This window comes from Microbacterium neimengense (assembly GCF_054782995.1).
In genome coordinates this window covers 1,144,251-1,160,127 of sequence record NZ_BAAGRK010000003.1, presented here as the reverse complement: position 1 = coordinate 1,160,127, position 15,877 = coordinate 1,144,251, and the positions used below count along the sequence as shown (strand labels likewise).

The 15,877-nt window shown below is 70.7% G+C and carries 18 protein-coding genes; 11 read left to right on the top strand and 7 right to left on the bottom strand.

Annotated features, from left to right (window positions below):
- Window positions 1-3: 3 nt before the first annotated feature.
- A complete protein-coding gene (locus ACYVJS_RS08395) occupies window positions 4-444 on the bottom strand; it encodes a hypothetical protein (RefSeq protein WP_460739499.1) in 441 nt (146 codons plus the stop codon).
- A gap of 79 nt (window positions 445-523) precedes the next feature.
- On the opposite strand from ACYVJS_RS08395, the gene ACYVJS_RS08390 reads away from it, so the two are divergent.
- The gene (locus tag ACYVJS_RS08390) at window positions 524-916 is read left to right on the top strand and encodes a GNAT family N-acetyltransferase (protein WP_460739498.1); all 393 of its coding nucleotides are present in this window, start codon (window positions 524-526) and stop codon (window positions 914-916) included.
- 33 nt (window positions 917-949) lie between these two features.
- Here ACYVJS_RS08390 and ACYVJS_RS08385 read toward each other — a convergent pair whose 3' ends face one another.
- On the bottom strand, window positions 950-1,294 hold the full coding sequence (locus tag ACYVJS_RS08385) for a DUF4190 domain-containing protein (protein ID WP_460739497.1): 345 nt from the start codon (window positions 1,292-1,294) through the stop codon (window positions 950-952).
- Window positions 1,295-1,351: 57 nt separating this feature from the next.
- Window positions 1,352-1,834, bottom strand: coding sequence for a hypothetical protein (locus ACYVJS_RS08380; RefSeq protein WP_460739496.1), 483 nt, complete (start codon window positions 1,832-1,834; stop codon window positions 1,352-1,354).
- Window positions 1,835-1,953: 119 nt separating this feature from the next.
- Here ACYVJS_RS08380 and ACYVJS_RS08375 point away from each other — a divergent pair, with 119 nt between their 5' ends.
- Window positions 1,954-2,799 (top strand): exodeoxyribonuclease III, encoded by an 846-nt coding sequence (locus tag ACYVJS_RS08375; RefSeq protein WP_460739495.1) that lies wholly within the window; start codon window positions 1,954-1,956, stop codon window positions 2,797-2,799.
- 61 nt (window positions 2,800-2,860) lie between these two features.
- Here the strand turns inward: ACYVJS_RS08375 and ACYVJS_RS08370 are convergent, their stop codons facing one another.
- The gene (locus tag ACYVJS_RS08370) at window positions 2,861-3,262 is read right to left on the bottom strand and encodes a VOC family protein (protein WP_460739494.1); all 402 of its coding nucleotides are present in this window, start codon (window positions 3,260-3,262) and stop codon (window positions 2,861-2,863) included.
- A gap of 129 nt (window positions 3,263-3,391) precedes the next feature.
- Here ACYVJS_RS08370 and ACYVJS_RS08365 point away from each other — a divergent pair, with 129 nt between their 5' ends.
- The 4 genes from ACYVJS_RS08365 (at window position 3,392) to ACYVJS_RS08350 (ending at window position 7,668) form a co-directional block, all read left to right on the top strand.
- Window positions 3,392-4,633, top strand: coding sequence for a sensor histidine kinase (locus ACYVJS_RS08365; RefSeq protein WP_460739493.1), 1,242 nt, complete (start codon window positions 3,392-3,394; stop codon window positions 4,631-4,633).
- Entirely contained in the window at window positions 4,630-5,292 is a 663-nt protein-coding gene (locus ACYVJS_RS08360; RefSeq protein ID WP_460739492.1) for a response regulator, read from the top strand. Before ACYVJS_RS08365 ends, ACYVJS_RS08360 begins: the two co-directional genes overlap by 4 nt.
- A gap of 376 nt (window positions 5,293-5,668) precedes the next feature.
- On the top strand, window positions 5,669-6,550 hold the full coding sequence (locus ACYVJS_RS08355; protein WP_460739491.1) for an ABC transporter ATP-binding protein: 882 nt from the start codon (window positions 5,669-5,671) through the stop codon (window positions 6,548-6,550).
- Complete coding sequence (locus tag ACYVJS_RS08350) at window positions 6,547-7,668, top strand: ABC transporter permease (RefSeq protein ID WP_460739490.1); 1,122 nt, start codon at window positions 6,547-6,549, stop codon at window positions 7,666-7,668. Before ACYVJS_RS08355 ends, ACYVJS_RS08350 begins: the two co-directional genes overlap by 4 nt.
- A 119-nt stretch (window positions 7,669-7,787) precedes the next feature.
- Here ACYVJS_RS08350 and ACYVJS_RS08345 read toward each other — a convergent pair whose 3' ends face one another.
- A complete protein-coding gene (locus ACYVJS_RS08345) occupies window positions 7,788-9,581 on the bottom strand; it encodes a glycoside hydrolase family 15 protein (RefSeq protein ID WP_460739489.1) in 1,794 nt (597 codons plus the stop codon).
- Window positions 9,582-9,657: 76 nt separating this feature from the next.
- Here ACYVJS_RS08345 and ACYVJS_RS08340 point away from each other — a divergent pair, with 76 nt between their 5' ends.
- A complete protein-coding gene (locus ACYVJS_RS08340; RefSeq protein WP_460739488.1) occupies window positions 9,658-11,022 on the top strand; it encodes a glucose-6-phosphate dehydrogenase in 1,365 nt (454 codons plus the stop codon).
- 7 nt (window positions 11,023-11,029) lie between these two features.
- Here ACYVJS_RS08340 and ACYVJS_RS08335 read toward each other — a convergent pair whose 3' ends face one another.
- Both ACYVJS_RS08335 and rraA read right to left on the bottom strand, forming a co-directional pair.
- Entirely contained in the window at window positions 11,030-11,413 is a 384-nt protein-coding gene (locus tag ACYVJS_RS08335) for a VOC family protein (protein ID WP_460739487.1), read from the bottom strand.
- A gap of 68 nt (window positions 11,414-11,481) precedes the next feature.
- A complete protein-coding gene (rraA, locus tag ACYVJS_RS08330) occupies window positions 11,482-11,949 on the bottom strand; it encodes a ribonuclease E activity regulator RraA (protein WP_460739486.1) in 468 nt (155 codons plus the stop codon).
- 165 nt (window positions 11,950-12,114) lie between these two features.
- On the opposite strand from rraA, the gene ACYVJS_RS08325 reads away from it, so the two are divergent.
- From ACYVJS_RS08325 to ACYVJS_RS08310, 4 genes are all read left to right on the top strand, one after another.
- Entirely contained in the window at window positions 12,115-12,696 is a 582-nt protein-coding gene (locus ACYVJS_RS08325; protein ID WP_460739484.1) for a nitroreductase family protein, read from the top strand.
- A 268-nt stretch (window positions 12,697-12,964) separates the two neighbouring features.
- Window positions 12,965-14,047 carry a type III polyketide synthase gene (locus ACYVJS_RS08320; protein WP_460739482.1) on the top strand — a complete coding sequence of 361 codons (1,083 nt, stop codon included), beginning with the start codon at window positions 12,965-12,967 and terminating at the stop codon, window positions 14,045-14,047.
- Window positions 14,044-14,736 (top strand): methyltransferase domain-containing protein, encoded by a 693-nt coding sequence (locus ACYVJS_RS08315; protein WP_460739480.1) that lies wholly within the window; start codon window positions 14,044-14,046, stop codon window positions 14,734-14,736. Before ACYVJS_RS08320 ends, ACYVJS_RS08315 begins: the two co-directional genes overlap by 4 nt.
- Window positions 14,729-15,859: an FAD-dependent oxidoreductase gene (locus tag ACYVJS_RS08310; RefSeq protein WP_460739478.1), complete on the top strand. Its 1,131-nt coding sequence runs from the start codon at window positions 14,729-14,731 to the stop codon at window positions 15,857-15,859. Before ACYVJS_RS08315 ends, ACYVJS_RS08310 begins: the two co-directional genes overlap by 8 nt.
- Window positions 15,860-15,877: the final 18 nt, after the last annotated feature.

The window sequence follows — 15,877 nt, the reverse complement described above, 5'->3', positions numbered from 1 at the left end:
AGTCTAGGGGCGAGGACCGATCCGCACCGCGGGCGTGCGCGGGAGGAAAGGACGGGGCCACGCGCCGAGGGCGAGCACCGCGAGCACGGTCTGCACGAGGCCGGTGACGAAATAGACGCCGTGCAGCGGCGACCAGACCAGCAGCATCGCCAGTTCGACGAAGATCCAGATCATCATGACGAGCCCCGCAGCCGCCTGCAGCCCCCACGCCAGGGCGTAACGCCGGTACTGCGCGATGACGGCGAGCGCCTGCGCCCCGCCGACGACGACACCGAGGATGATGCCGGGCCAGAAATACGTGGCGAACGGTGTGGCGTCGAGCCACTCGAGAGGCAACCCCATGCCACCGCCCACGGTCAGCCCGATCATCCCCGCCAGCGCCGAGGCGAGGTTGAACCACGCCACGACCAACAGTGTGACGCGAAGCGCTCTGGGCACCGTCATGGGCGCAGGCTACGCCGCAGCGCACCGCATCCGGCCCCGTGCGCGCCGGGACTAACACCGAGCACGATAGCGTCCGATGGTGCACCTCACCCTGACACCGCCCACGGCCGACGAGTTCGCCGCCCTCTACGCGAGCACCGGATGGGGCGAGCGCACGGCGCAGCAACTGGCCGCCGCGCTGGCTGGCAGCTGGGTCGTGTGCTGCGCTCGCGATGAGGCGGGCTCGCTCGTGGGCATGGGACGCCTGATCAGCGACGGCGTGCTGCACGCGTTCGTCACCGAACTCATCGTGGCGCCCGAGGCGCGAGGAGGCGGAACGGGAGCGCTCATCCTCGATGCGCTCGTCCAGGAGTCACGGCGACGGGGAGTCGAGGACGTGCAGCTGTTCGCCGCCCGCGGCCGGACCGCCTTCTATGAGCGCAACGGATTCACGCCTCGACCGGCCGATGCGCCGGGGATGGACCTCGCCTGAGCCGCGGGACGTGCTCAGGCGAGGTCACACCGCTCAGGAGCAGGTGTAGGTGACGCCGTCGACGTAGTGCGTTCCCGGTCCGAGGTCGGCGCACTGCGAGATGAGGTTGGCGAAGACGGCTCCCAGACTGATCGCCACGATGATGCCGATCACCAGGAAGACCGCGCCGAGGATGATGCCGATGAGCGCCGGGGTGTTCTTGTAGCCGGCCTTCTTCGACTGCGAGTAGGCGACGATCGAGAGGATCAGGCCGATCAGGCTCGCGAAGAACGAGACGATCAGGCCCACGATTCCGAGGGTCTTGCCGGGGTAGGAGCCGTTCGGAGCAGCCACGGGCTGCTGCGGCGGCTGAGACATGGGGGGCATGGGCTGGGTCATGATGCTCCTCTTTCGGGGTTCGACTTCAGGGTTCGACGGATGAGGGGACGAGCGGGATCAGCCGCCAAAGAGGCGGCCGAAGAACCCCTTCTTCTTCTCCCAGCCGTTCGCGGCGAGGAAGTCGAACAGGGGCTGCGTGATGCGGTCCGTGTCGAAGGACCAACGGGCGGAGGTGCCTTCGCCCTCCGGGGTCGTCACGCGCGTGCCGGCGACGAAGCTACGGGTCATCCGCGACTGCTTGCCCTTGAACGTGGCGGTGCTCCCACCCAAGTGGAAGGACCCGTCGGTCGAGAACCCGCCGGATGTCTTCGAGGTGGTCTGCGTCTCGTCCGTGTCGAACGTGCCCCCGTCCTCATCGAAGGTCACCTCGATGGAGTAGGCGTCGTCGATCTGACCCGCCCCGAGGAGGGCGACGTACTGCACGTCGGCGATGTCCCAAGTGCCCTGGATGCGGTCGCCGACGGCGCGGAAGACGAACGGTGAATCGGGAGAGTTCAGCTCGTCGACACGAGTGAGCAACTCGGCAAGCGGCGTGCGCATGCCAGGAAGATACCCCGCCGCCGTCAGGCGCGATTCACCGCTGTGGACAACCAGTCCAAAGGTGTAGAGTTCATCGGCCTCCGGGATGCGGCGTCGGGCCCGGGTTCTAGGCTGGAGGCATGCGCCTGGCCACCTGGAACGTCAACTCGATCCGCGCACGCGTCGTTCGCACCGTGGAGTTCTGCGTCCGCGAGAACATCGACGTGCTGGCCATGCAGGAGATCAAGTGCAAGCCGGATCAGTTCCCCTATGCGGCCTTCGAAGAGGCCGGCTATCACGTCGTCGCACACGGCCTGAACCAGTGGAACGGCGTCGCGATCGCCAGTCGTGAGCCGATCACCGAGGTCGAGACGGCCTTTCCGGGCATGCCCGGGTTCCTCAAGGGGCACGAGGGCCCCGACCTCCCGCAGGAGGCCCGCGCCATCGGCGCCACCATCGACGGCGTGAGGGTCTGGAGCCTGTACGTCCCCAACGGTCGCGGGCTCGACGATCCGCACTACCTCTACAAGCTCGACTGGCTGGCCGCGCTGACGGGATACACCCGCGAGACCCTCGCGGCGACCCCCGATCTGCCGCTCGCCCTCGTCGGCGACTTCAACATCGCACCGACCGATGCCGACAACGGCGACCCGACCGTCATCGAGGGCGTCACCACGCACGTCTCACCTCCCGAGCGCGAGGCGTTCCGCGCCCTGCTGGATGCGGGCCTCAGCGACACCGTGCGCCCATTGGTGCCCACCGGTTACACGTACTGGGACTACAAGCAGCTGCGCTTCCCCCGCAACGAGGGCCTGCGCATCGACTTCATCCTCGGCTCGCACGCCTTCGCGGACGCCGTCGCGGGCGCGGCCATCCACCGCGACGAGCGCAAGGGCGAGATCCCCAGCGACCACGTTCCCGTCGTGGTCGACCTGGACTTCGCGGGCGACGAGGACGACGACGACCGCCCCATGATCTTCGGCTGACCGCATCCGTTCCCCTGTCCCAGATCGACGCCGCGGCGTCGATCTGGGACAGGGGGACGGATCAGTCCGCGTCGTCGGCGAGGTACAGGAAGCCGAGGGAGTTGCCGTCGGGGTCGTCGAGATCACGCGAGTACATGGATCCGTACTCCTGCGGCTCCTTCGGCTCGGTGCCCCCGGCAGCGATCCCGCGCTCGACGATCGCGTCCACCGCTTCGCGCGAGTCGAGCGAGAAGGAGACCGACACCTGCGCGCTGGTGCGGGAATCGGCGATCGGCTTGTCGGTGAACGACGCGAAGAAGTCCCGCATCAAGACCATGAAGAAGATGTTCTCGTCCCACACCACGCACGCCGCGTTCTCGTCCGAGAAGTCGGGATTGATGTCGCAGCCGAGCGCCCGGTAGAAGGCCTTGCTGCGCTCGAGATCGGTGGTGACCAGGTTGATGAAGACGCTGGTGGAGGCCATGCCGTGCCCTTCGATCGGCGAGGCCGATCGCCGCGCTCTGGGTGGATGTTCGCACCGCCGCCCTGGAGCGTCAATGCTCTCCGCCTGACGGGGGATGCCGCATCCGAGCGCCCGCTCTAGGTTGGGAGGATGCTGCCGCTCACGCCCGCGCAACAGCGCGGTGATCTCCTGTTGGCCGCCGCCATGTGCATCGGCGCGCTGATCAGCGCTGCACTCTCCTCCGTCGTCGGCATTTACGGCGAGCACCAGGGCTCGATGGCCGCCGCCGTCGCCTACGCCTTCGTGCTCGCCATTCCGCTCGCGCTCCGCCGACGCTGGCCCGCCACGGTCGCCGTCGTCGTCTGCGCCGCGTACTTCGCCGCCGTGACCCTCCGCGTCCCCGAGATCTACGCAGGCAACATCGCCATGTTCATCGCGATCTACACGGTGGGCGCCTGGTCGCCGCACCGGCGCCGGGCGATGTGGACGCGCATCGGCATCATCGCCGGGATGGCGGTGTGGCTGACGGTGACGATGTTCGTCGATGCGACGAGCGACATCGAGATCGAGGGCGTCTCGCGCGCGGGCGCCTTCTCGCCCTACGTCGCCTCCATGCTGCTGACCCTCCTCATCAACGCCCTCTACTTCGGCGGCGCGTACCTCTTCGGGGAGCGCACCTGGGCGAGCCGGCAACAGCGCGCGCTGCTCGAGGAGCGCACGGCGGAGCTCGAACGCGAACGCGAACGCAGCGCCGAGCAGGCGGTGGCGCTGGAGCGGGTGCGGCTCGCCCGCGAGCTTCACGACGTCGTCGCCCACCACGTCTCCCTCATGGGCGTGCAGGCGGGCGCGGCACGCATGATGCTGAACAAGGATCCGCAGGCGTCGGGCGAGACGCTGGCGCGCGTGGAGGAGTCGGCTCGCTCAGCGCTGAGCGAGCTGCGGCATCTGCTCGAGACGCTTCGGACGCCGGGCGACACCAACGAGGAGACATCCGTCGGTCTGGAAGGGCTCGAGAAGCTGGTCGCCGAGGCGAGCGCGGCGGGGGTCGCCTCGCAGCTGCGCGTCATCGGCGAGGAACGCGATGTGCCCGATACGGTCCAGGTCAACCTGTACCGGATCGCGCAGGAGGCGCTCACCAACGCCCGCCGTCACGCCGGGCCCGGCGCGCGCGCCGACGTGCGCCTGCGCTACGCCCCCGAAGGGGTGGAGCTGGAAGTCGCCAACACCGGCCGGCCGGTGGCCGAGATCACCCCCGGCATGGGCCTGATCGGGATGCGGGAGCGCGCCGCCGCATCCGGAGGCACGATCGAGGCGGCGGCCCGATCCAGTGGAGGATTCGTCGTGCGCGTTCGCGTTCCCCTCACCCCGCTCGTCACGGTGGACGCCCGGTGAGCGGCCGCATCCGGGTCGTCCTCGCCGACGACCACGCCATGATGCGGGCGGGCTTTCGCACCATCCTGACCCTCGACGATCGCATCGAGGTCGTCGGCGAAGCGGCGACGGGCGCCGAAGCGATCGCGCAGGCCCGCGCCCTGCATCCCGACGTCGTGTGCATGGACGTGCAGATGCCCGACCTCGACGGGCTGGAGGCGACGAGGCAGATCATCGCCGACCCCGACATCCCCTCGGCCGTGCTGGTGGTGACCACCTTCGATCGCGACGACTACCTCTTCGCTGCTCTCGACGCCGGCGCGAGCGGGTTCCTCCTGAAGAACGCCGGTCCCGAGGAGCTCACGGCCGCGGTGCGGGTCGTCGCCGCCGGCGACGCGCTGCTCGCTCCGGAGGTCACCCGGCGCGTCATCGCGCGTTTCGCGAACCCCGCGGTCTCCGCATCCGCTCCGGATCCGCTGCCGGTCTCGAGCCCGCTGACCGAGCGCGAGGAGGAGGTGCTCCACCTCATGGCGGATGCGCTGTCCAACGGCGAGATCGCCGAGCGGCTGTACATCGGTGAGGCGACCGTGAAGACCCACGTGTCCAACGTGCTGGCCAAGCTCGGCGCCCGCGACCGGGTGCAGGCCGTCGTCCTGGCCCATCGCCACGGCCTCGCCTGACCCCGCCCCCCTCTCTTCGTCCGAGTTGCGTCGCATCCGCATGTGCGGCATGCGCCCCGACAGGTCACTCCTGCCCCGCGCGTCGTGCAGATGTCGCCGTACCGCCCGCGCGGACACGGCTTCGTCTGGCGCGCATGCGGAGACATCTGCACGGCGAATGGCCTCACCGCCGCCCCATCCGCCCCGGCAGACAACTCTCGCCCCACGGGTCGTGCAGATGTCGCGCGACTCCACCAGATCGGCCCACCCCCGGGTCCCGCGGGACCCTCGGCCGGAAGGTGCTCCGCCGGAAGGGGGAGGACGCGAACCCCTCCGGGGAGGGAGGTGCGCGGGGATGCTGCGGACGTAACGTCGGAGCACGGACCAAGGAGGACGCATGCTGCGCCTGTCAGGAGTGACAAAGAACTACGGCACACGCCGGGTGCTCGACGATGTCGGGTTCACCGTCGAGAGCGGCCGACTCACCGGCTTCGTCGGCGGCAACGGCGCCGGCAAGACCACGACAATGCGCATCGCGCTGGGTGTGCTCGCGGCGGATGCGGGCACGGTCGAGATCGACGGCACGCCCATCACGAGCGAGGACCGCCGCCGCTTCGGCTACATGCCCGAGGAGCGGGGCCTGTACCCCAAGATGAAGGTCGGCGAGCACATCGCCTACCTCGCCCGCCTCCACGGCTACAGCAAGGCCGCGGCCACCGCGAACGCCGAGAAGCTGCTGGACCGCCTCGGACTCGGCGAGCGCCTCGGCGATACGGTCGAGACCCTCTCGCTCGGAAACCAGCAGCGCGCGCAGATCGCCGCGGCCCTCGTGCACGAGCCCGAGGTGCTCATCCTCGACGAGCCGTTCTCGGGCCTGGATCCGCTCGCGGTCGAGGTGGTCGCGGGCGTGCTCGCGGAGCGCGCCGCGGCGGGCGTCGCCGTACTCTTCTCGTCCCACCAGCTCGACGTCGTCGAACGCCTCTGCGACGACCTCGTCATCATCGCGGGCGGCACGATCCGCGCGGCGGGCGGTCGAGAGCAGCTCCGCGCCGAGTACAGCTCGCCCCGCTACGAGCTCGTCACCGGCGGCGACCTGGGCTGGCTCCGCGACGTGCCCGACGTCACGGTCGTCGAGCTCGCCGGCGGTGAGGCCGTGTTCGAGGCCTCCCCCGACGTCGCCCGCGCCGTCCTCTCCCGCGCGGCGGCGTCCGGCGACGTCGACGCCTTCTCGCCGCAACGCCCCACTCTCACGCAGATCTTCCGGGAGGTCATCCGATGAACGCGCACGTCCCCACAGCCCCCACCACCGCGCAGAGCGTCTGGCTGGTCGCCGAGCGCGAGATCGGCTCCAAGCTGCGCAGCAAGTCGTTCGTGATCTCCACCGTCATCCTCTTCGTGCTCGCGCTCGGCGCGGTCGTCTGGGGCGGGTTCACGGCGAGCGACACAAGCGGCATCAAGGTGGCCGTGACACCGGCGACCGCATCCGTCGTCGCGGGTGCCTCAGGACTCGACGTGACGGATGCGGACTCCTCCGACGCCGCCATGGCGCTGGTCACCGACGGCACCGTGGAGGCGGCTCTCGTCCCCAGCGCGGACGTTCCGGATGCGACCGCCTCGGGCGCGTTCGACTACACGATCGTCGGCAAGGACGATCTACCCTCCGGGCTGCTCCCGCTCCTCAGCCAGTCGCCGCCGGTGCACCTGCTCGACCCCTCGAGCACCGACTTCCTGCTGCGGTACTTCGTGGCTCTCGGATTCGGCATCGTGTTCTTGCTGGCCGCATCCACCTTCGGCGGCACGATCGCGCAGTCGGTCGTCGAGGAGAAGCAGACGCGCGTCGTGGAGCTGCTGATCTCCGCCATCCCGGTGCGGGCTCTCATGGCCGGCAAGATCATCGGCAACACGATCCTCGCGATGGGTCAGATCGTGGTGCTCGCGGCGATCGCGATCGTCGGACTCTCGGTGACGGGGCAGGACCTCGTGCTCACCGGCCTCGGCGGGCCCATCGTGTGGTTCGCGATCTTCTTCCTCCTCGGCTTCATCCTGCTGGCGGCCCTGTTCGCCGCGGCCGGCGCCATGGTGTCGCGCATGGAAGACATCGGCTCGACGACCGCGCCGCTCACGATGCTCGTGATGCTGCCGTACTTCCTGGTCATCTTCTTCAACGACAACCCGCTCGTGCTGACGATCATGTCGTATGTGCCGTTCTCCGCTCCGGTCGCGATGCCGCTGCGCCTCTACCTCGGCGACGCGATGTGGTGGGAGCCGCTGGTCTCGCTCGTCGTCCTCGCGATCACGTGCGTCCTGGCGATCTGGGTCGGCTCGCGCATCTACAGCCGTTCGCTGCTGCGGATGGGGGCACGCGTGAAGCTGTCGGAGGCACTCTCGCGCAGCTGATCCCCCGTTTCGTCTCGCTCCGCTCGCTCAACGACCGGTAGCCCCCGCGCTCGCTCAACGACCGGTAGGGCCCCGCCGGTCGTTGAGCGACGAGCGCAGCGAGGAGACGAAACGCGACCTCAGGTGCGGTGGGCGGCGCGGCCGCCGTGTCCGCCCATCGCATCGGCCGCGCGCACCTGAGCGAGGTGCGACAGCGCCTGGGGTGTGTTGCCGATCTGGCGGCGAGCCGTGGGGTCGTACTCCTCGGAGAACAGTCCCAGATCGTTCGCGGTCGCGCAGGCGCGGTCCATGAGCGCCTGCGCATCGCCGACCCGGCCCATGCGGGCGTACTGCTCCACGAGCCAGAAGGTGCAGGCGATGAACGGATGCTCCCCGCCCGCCAGCCCATCCACGCCCGTCTGCGTGCGGTAGCGGTTGACGAGCCCGTCGGGCATCAGCTCCGCCTCGATGCGGGCGACCGTGGCTGCCATGCGCGGATCGTCCGGTTCGCAGAAACCCACCTGCGGCAGCAGCAGCAGCGAGGCGTCGACCTCGGTGGAGCCGTAGTGCTGCACGAACGCTCCGGATGCGGGATCCACCCCGTGGGTGTCGATCTCGTCGCGCAGCCGGTCACGCAGCGCCTCCCATTTCGCGACCGGTCCGTCCTGCCCGTACCTGCGCACCGCGCGCACGCCGCGGTCGAACGCTGCCCACATCATCGCGCGGGACTGGGTGAAGCGCTGCGGATCGCCGCGCACCTCCCAGATGCCGTTGTCGGGTTCGTCGATCCGGTCCTCGACGCCGTCGAGCAGCGCGCGCTGCAGGGCCCACGCGAGCGGGTCGTCGGGGACTCCTGCGACGCGGGCCGCCTCGAGCGACACCATGACCTCACCCACGACGTCGGCCTGGTACTGGTTCACCGCACCGTTCCCGACGCGCACCGGCGCCGAGCCCTCATAGCCGGGCAGGCTCGTCAGCTGGCGCTCCGGCAGGTCGCGCTCCCCGGCGACGCCGTACATGATCTGCATCTGCCGCGGATCTCCCGCGATCGCACGGATGAGCCAGGACCGCCACTGCTCGGCGACCTGGAGGAATCCGTGCGCGACGAGCGCCTCGAGGGTGAGGGCCGCATCCCTGAGCCACACGTACCGATAGTCCCAGTTGCGCTCTCCCCCGATCTGCTCCGGGAGCGAGGTGGTGACTGCGGCGACGATCCCGCCGGTGTCCTGGTGGCTGAGGGCCCGCAGGACGAGCAGGGAGCGCACGACCTCGTCCCGGTGCGGTCCGTCGTGATCGATGGATGCGGCGAAGCCGGTCCACCAGGTTCGCGTGTGCGCGAGCGCCGCATCCACGTCCAGCGGTTCCGGCGTGGGCAGGTAGGACGGGTTCCAGGTGGCCACGAGGTCGGCCGTCTCGCCCGCGGCGACGCTCACGCGCCCGCGGTGCGCGCGCCCGTGCGGGGTGAGCGCGACGCCGCGGACGACGAGGGCGTCGGGGCCCGCGATCGCGTGGAGGGCGGGAGCGTCCGCATCCCCCACCTGACGCACCCAGGGGATCGCGCGCGCGTAATCGAAGCGGATCCGCAGATGCGTCGTGAACTCGACGACGCCGCTGATACCGACGATGCGGCGCACGATGTCGACGCGTCCCCCGTCGATGGGCAGGAAGTCGTGCACCTCGGCGATGCCGCTCCCGCTCTCCCACCGGGTCACGAGCACGAAGGTGTCGCCGTCGTAGTGCCGGCTCGCGACGGCATCCGCATCCTCCGGTCGCAGATGCCACGTGCCCTGCTCGTTCTCGCCGAGGACCGCGCCGAAGACGGAGGCGGAGTCGAACCGCGGTGCGCAGAACCAGTCGATGCTGCCCTCGCGCGAGACCAGGGCAGCGGTGCGGCAGTCGCTGAGGACGGCGTAGTCCTCGATGGGGACGCTCATGCTCCGATCATGCCGCGTGGCGGGGCCTTCGCCGCGTCCGGCGCGGCAACTCATAGCGGGGACTAACGTGGCCTGCGTGACCGACACCACGCTCGTCATCTTCGGCGCAACCGGCGACCTGACGTCCCGGCTGCTGCTTCCCGCGCTCGCTCAGCTGCTGGATCGAGAACCCGGCCGCACCGTGCACCTGCTCGGGGCCGCCCGACGCGAGCTCAGCGACACGCAGTGGCGGGACCTGCTGAAGGCAGGCGTCGGCGACGGACACGGGGAGGCGGTGGACCGTCTCGTCGCGGACGCGCGCTACATCGTCGCCGATCCGACCGACGCCAAAGACCTGAAGAGCGTGCTGGATGCGGTCGAGGGTCGCCCGGTGTTCTACTTCGCCGTCCCGCCCCAGGTCGCGAAGGCCGCGTGCGAGCAACTCGCGGGCATGGACGTCCCCGAAGGGCTCACTCTCGCGCTCGAGAAGCCCTTCGGCACGGATGAGGCGAGCGCCCGATCGCTGAACGAGACCCTGCGCCGCGTGGTGCCCGAGAACCAGATCTTCCGGGTCGATCACTTCCTCGGCCGCTCCACCGTGCTGAACGTGCTGGGTCTGCGCTTCGCCAACCGGCTGTTCGAGCCGGCGTGGTCGGCCGAAGACGTCGAGGCCGTCGTCATCCGCTTCGACGAGACGCTGGGGCTCGAGGATCGCGCGGGCTACTACGACCAGGCGGGCGCCCTGATCGACATGATCCAGAGCCACCTGCTGCAGGTGATGGCGATCGTGGCGATGGAGCCGCCGGCCACGCTGCACGAGACCGATCTGCGCGATGCGACCGCGGCCGTGCTGCGGGCCACGTCACTGTGGGAGGACAACGCCGTGCGCTCGGCCCGCCGCGCGCGCTACACGGCGGGCACCGTCGGCGACGAGGAGCTCCCCGCTTACGCCGAGGAGCAGGGCGTCGACCCCGCGCGCCAGACCGAGACGCTTGCCGAGGTCACCCTCGAGGTGCGCACGGCACGGTGGGAGGGCGTGCCCTTCACCCTGCGCTCGGGCAAAGCACTCGGACGCAAAGACACCGAGATCGTGCTGACGTTCCGACCGGTGCGCCATCTGCCGGCCGGCTTCACCGGACACGCGCCCGGTTCCACCCTGCGATTCTCGCTCGGCCCCGACAAGATCTCGCTCGGCCTGAACGTCAACGGCAACGAGGAACCGTTCTCGCTCGTGCGGGAGGACGTGGAGGTGACGCTCGGCGACGGCGCACTTCTCGCCTACAGCGAGGTGCTCTCCAGCATCCTCGACCAGGATGCGGCGCTCGCCGTGCGAGGCGACGCGGCCGAGCAGTGCTGGCGCATCGTGCAGCCGGTGCTGGATGCGTGGCGACGCGGCGAGACGCCGCTGGACGAGTACCCGGCCGGATCGGCCGGCCCTGCCACCTGGCCCCGGCTGCCCTGACCGGGTCTCAGGCCTGCAGCACCGCCAGGACGTTGCCGGCGGGGTCGGTGAACCACGCGATGTCGGGACCGCGCCCGTCGCCGCGGAGGATGCCGCGCTCGTCGGTCGCGAACTCCTCGTCGGCGTAGATCTTCGTCTCCACCCCTCGGGCGCGGAGGTCGTCGACGGCCGCGTCGATGTCGGTGACGGGGAAGTTCAGCACGGTGTAGCTCGCGGGCTCATGATTCGGTTTCGTGTACAACAGCACGCGCGCCCCCGACGAGAGCTCGAGCTCCAGGAAGCCCATCGGGTTGTCGACGACCGTGAGGCCGAGCACATCGCCGTAGAACGTGCGGGCCGCATCCGTGTCGTCGATGCTGAAACCGCTGAACGCGGCATCCGGTGTGAACATCGTGATCCCCCTCGATCGTCACGCTCAGCTTGCTCCCACGGGGCGCGGCTGTCGAGGGCGGATGCGGATCAGCGCTCGACGAGCACGCCGTCCTCGTCGGCCCAGACGTGGCGGCCGGGCACGAACACGACGCCCGCGATCTCGACCGGCACATCGACCTCGCCGACGCCGTCCTTCGCGCTCTTGCGGGGGTTCGTGCCGAGGGCCTTCACTCCCAGCGGGAGAGTCGCGAGCACGGCCGCATCACGGACGGCACCGAACACGACGATGCCGACCCAGCCGTTCTCGACCGCGGCGCCGGCGATGATGTCTCCCACCAGCGCGGACTCCAGCGACCCGCCGCCGTCGACCACGAGCACGGCGCCGTCTCCCGGCGTCTGCAGCACCGACTTCACGAGCGCGTTGTCGCGGTGGCAGCGCACCGTGCGTACGGGGCCGTCGAACGCCCGCCTTCCGCCCAGGTCCCGCAGCTGCAGCGCAAGCGAGTCGAGCTGCTCACCCCGCTCGTCATACACATCGGCCGTCGCGATCACCATGCGTCCACGGTAGGGCGTGGGATGCCGCGGGTACGTGGTCGGCGCCGTGAAGTTCTTTCCACATTCACACCCGGCTCGGATCCGGGAACATTCCGCCTCTGTATACCGTTGCATGGATCGGGCCGATGACGTCCCCCCGCATATTCGACCCCCGAGGAGATCCTCATGTCTGACACTCTCGACCGCACCGCACCCACCGACGCGCCCATTCTCGACGTGCTCTCGCAGCGCTGGAGCACCCGCGCCTATGACAGCGTGACCCCCATCGACGAGGACGCCCTGCGCGGCGCGCTCGAGGCCGCCCGCTGGTCCCCCTCGGCCTACAACAACCAGCCGTGGCGCTTCATCGTGGCCCGCCGCGGCACCGAGACCCACGCCAAGGTCGTCGCCAGCATGGTCGAGTTCAACCAGGCCTGGGCCGCCCCCGCAGGCGCACTCGTCGTCTTCATCGCCGAGACCTCGCGCGGCGAGCACCAGTTCCCCTCTGCGTTCTACGACCTCGGCCAGGCCGCCGCGCACTTCACCGTGCAGGCTCACGCCAACGGCCTGTACACCCACCAGCTGACCGGCTTCGACGCGGCCGCGGTCTCCGAGGCCTTCGAGCTCGCCCCCGAGTTCACGCCCTTCTCGATCATGGCCGTCGGCAACCTCGGCACCATCGAGGACGCCCCCGAATTCGCCCGTGACGGCGAGCGCGCTCCCCGCGTCCGTCGCCCCATCGAGGAGTCGGTCGTCGTCAACGACTGACCCCCTCCGCCCCGCGGCACTCCCCGCGCGCGGCGCGCCCGCGTGAGCAGCCCGCCCGCACCCCGTCGCTCCCCTGTCACAGATCGCCTCCCGAGGCTCGATCTGTGACAGGGGAACCGCGCTCCCCCCGGCTCGCCTGTCACAGATCGACGCTCCGCGGTCGATCTGTGACAGGCGAGCTGTCGTTTCGGGGCGAGGCACTCTAGACGCCGCCACATCCGGGCACCAGCCTGCGCCACGTCGACACCGGACGTGCCTATCGTGAGGCATGGTCCCGAGCATCGTCGGAGTGGGCACGGCCGTGCCGGACACCCGACTCACCCAGTCGCAGATCCGCGACCTCTTCCTCGCGCAGCCGGACCTCGACCGCCGGGCGCAGCGGATCCTCGGTGCCGCCTTCGACGCCGCGGCCATCGACACGCGCCACACCGTCCTCGCATCCCTCACCGGCGACGCCCCGCCGGAGGCTCTCGTCGTGCGCGAGGGCGACCGACTCCTGGACCCCACCACAGCCGCACGCAATGCCGAGTTCCGCCGACTCGTGCCCGACCTGTTCGCGCGGGCGGGCCGAGCGGCGCTGGCCGATGCCCGGGTCACGCCCGGCGAGGTGACGCATGTCATCACCGTCAGCTGCACCGGACTGTTCGCCCCCGGCCCCGACATGCTGCTCGTGCGCGATCTGGGCCTGCGTCCGGATACCGAGCGCTACCACCACGGGTTCGTCGGCTGCGCGGCCGCCGTGCCGGCGCTGCGCGCGGCGCATCGCATCGCCGTCGCGCAGCCGGGCGCCGTGGTTCTCGTCGTCTGCGCGGAGCTGTGCTCCCTGCACCTGCGCGTCAGCGACGACACGGAGCAGATCGTCGCCGCGTCCCTCTTCGCAGACGGAGCCGCGGCGGCTGTCGTGACCTCGCGAGAGCACGCGGGGCGCCGCTTCGAGTTGGACGAGTTCCGCACCGCGCTCAGCGACGAGGGTGAGCACGACATGGTGTGGACCGTCGGCGACCACGGCTTCGAGATGACGCTGACTCCCGAGGTGCCCCGCATCGTGGGGCGCGAGGTCGCCGCGGCGGTCGCTTACCTCGACGGCGCCACCGCCTGGGCGATCCACCCGGGCGGACGCAGCGTGCTGGATCGGGTGGCCACCGGACTCGGGCTCACCGAGGAGCAGATGTCCCCGTCCCGCGAGGTGCTGCGCGCATTCGGCAACATGTCCAGCGCGACCGTGCTGTTCATCCTCGACCGGATGCGGCGCGATCCCGCCCTCGTCGACGGCACCACACTGGGACTGCTGGCCTTCGGGCCCGGTCTCACCGTCGAGTCCGGGCGTCTGCTCGTGCGAGGCGACGCGTGAACCTCGCGGAGCGCGATGCGTCGCTCCGCGAGCTGATGGACGATCCGGCGTGCGACCCGCGGCTTCTCGCGGCCACGTACCGCCGCTTCGGTCTCGTGAATCGGCTGGTCGCAGGGTGGGCCGGCGTCTACCGGCGGACGCTCCGTCCGTATCTGGCTGGCCTCGGACGCCCGGCACGCGTGCTGGATCTGGGGTGCGGCGGCGGGGACGTGGCGGCGCATCTGGCCGCGCTCGCCCGGGCCGACGGACTGCGGCTGCAGTGGATCGGCGCCGATCCCGACCCGCGCGCCATCGAGGCCGCGGCGGCACGCACCGCATCCGATGTGTCCTTCGTCTGCACCGACTCCGGTGCTCTGCGCGAGAGCGGGGAGCGCTTCGATGCGGTGATCTCGAACCACGTTCTGCACCATCTGGATGCGGCAGAGCTCGCCGCGTTCATCGACGATTCCGCCGCGCTGTCGACCGGCCTCGTCCTGCACGGCGACATCGAGCGGGGACGCCTGGCGTACGCGCTCTACAACGCCGGCATCCTGCCTCTGGCCCCCGGCACCTTCCTGCGCACCGACGGGCTCCGCTCCATCCGGCGCAGCTATCGGGCGGCCGAGCTCGCGTCGCGCCTGCCCGAGGGGTGGCGCGTGGAGCGCCCGGCCCGCTTCCGGGTGCTGGCCGTCAGGGACGCACGTGCCTGACGTCGTCGTCGTCGGCGCGGGTCCGGTCGGGCTGCTGCTCACGGCGGAGCTGCGCCGGCTCGGGGTGGATGTCACCGCGCTCGAGAAGCGTCCCGGCCCGGGCGACGGCACACGGGCGATCGGCATTCATCCGCCGACGCTCGCAGCACTCGAGGCCTCCGGCGCGACGGCGCGGCTGCTCGAGGACGCCGTGCGCGTCGAGCGCGGTGAAGCACGCGCCGGCGGCCGACTGCTGGGCACGGTCGACTTCCGCCGACTGTCCGCCCGCTTCCCCTTCGTCGCGACCCTGCCCCAACGCATGACCGAGGGCGTGCTGGCCGATCTTGCTGGGCCCGTCGAGCGCGGGGTCACGGTGACCGCCGTGCAGTGCGAGGGCGACCGGATGCGGGTGCGCTCGGTCGAGGGCCGCGAGTTCACCGCGCCCGTGGTCATCGTTGCCAGCGGCTGGGGCGGCCGGGAGCTCGCCTACCGCCCCGCCGCCCTGCGTGTGCACGAGTACCGCGACCGCTATCTCATGACTGACACGGCGCTCACCGCCTCCGACCCGGTGGCGGTGATCCGACTCGACGCCGCCGGCGTCATGGAGTCCTTCCCGCTGCCCGGCTCCGCCCGCCGCTTCGTGCTGCACGACGCGGAAGGGGGCCCGGACGAGCCCGACGCACGACATGAGCGGATGCGGCGCGCGCTGCGCGAGCGCGGCGAGGAGGAGGCCGCCGACCGCATGGAGGTCGTGACCTCCTTCCGGGTGCGGCGCCTCGTCGCCCCGCGCCTGCGGCGGGGCGGCCTCGTCGTCGTGGGTGACGCGGCGCACGAGGTGAGCCCGATCGGCGGGCAGGGCATGAACTTAGGGCTGCTGGATGCGGCGACGCTCGCCCCGCTGATCGCCGAGGCGCTCCGCATCGGCACTTCCTCCTCCGCCGATCTCGAGCGGTGGGAACGGCGCCGCGTGCGCTCCGCGCGGCTCGCGGCCGCGATGGCGAGCGTGAACACCGCACTCGGGCGCCCGGCCGGCGCGGCGGCCCACCGCATCCGCGGTACGGCGCTCGGGATGCTGCTGCGCAGCCCCGTCGGGGCCGTGCTGACGCGCGCCTATGCGATGGGCTTCGACGCCGATGCGCGCTGAGGTTGCTCACAGGCGCCC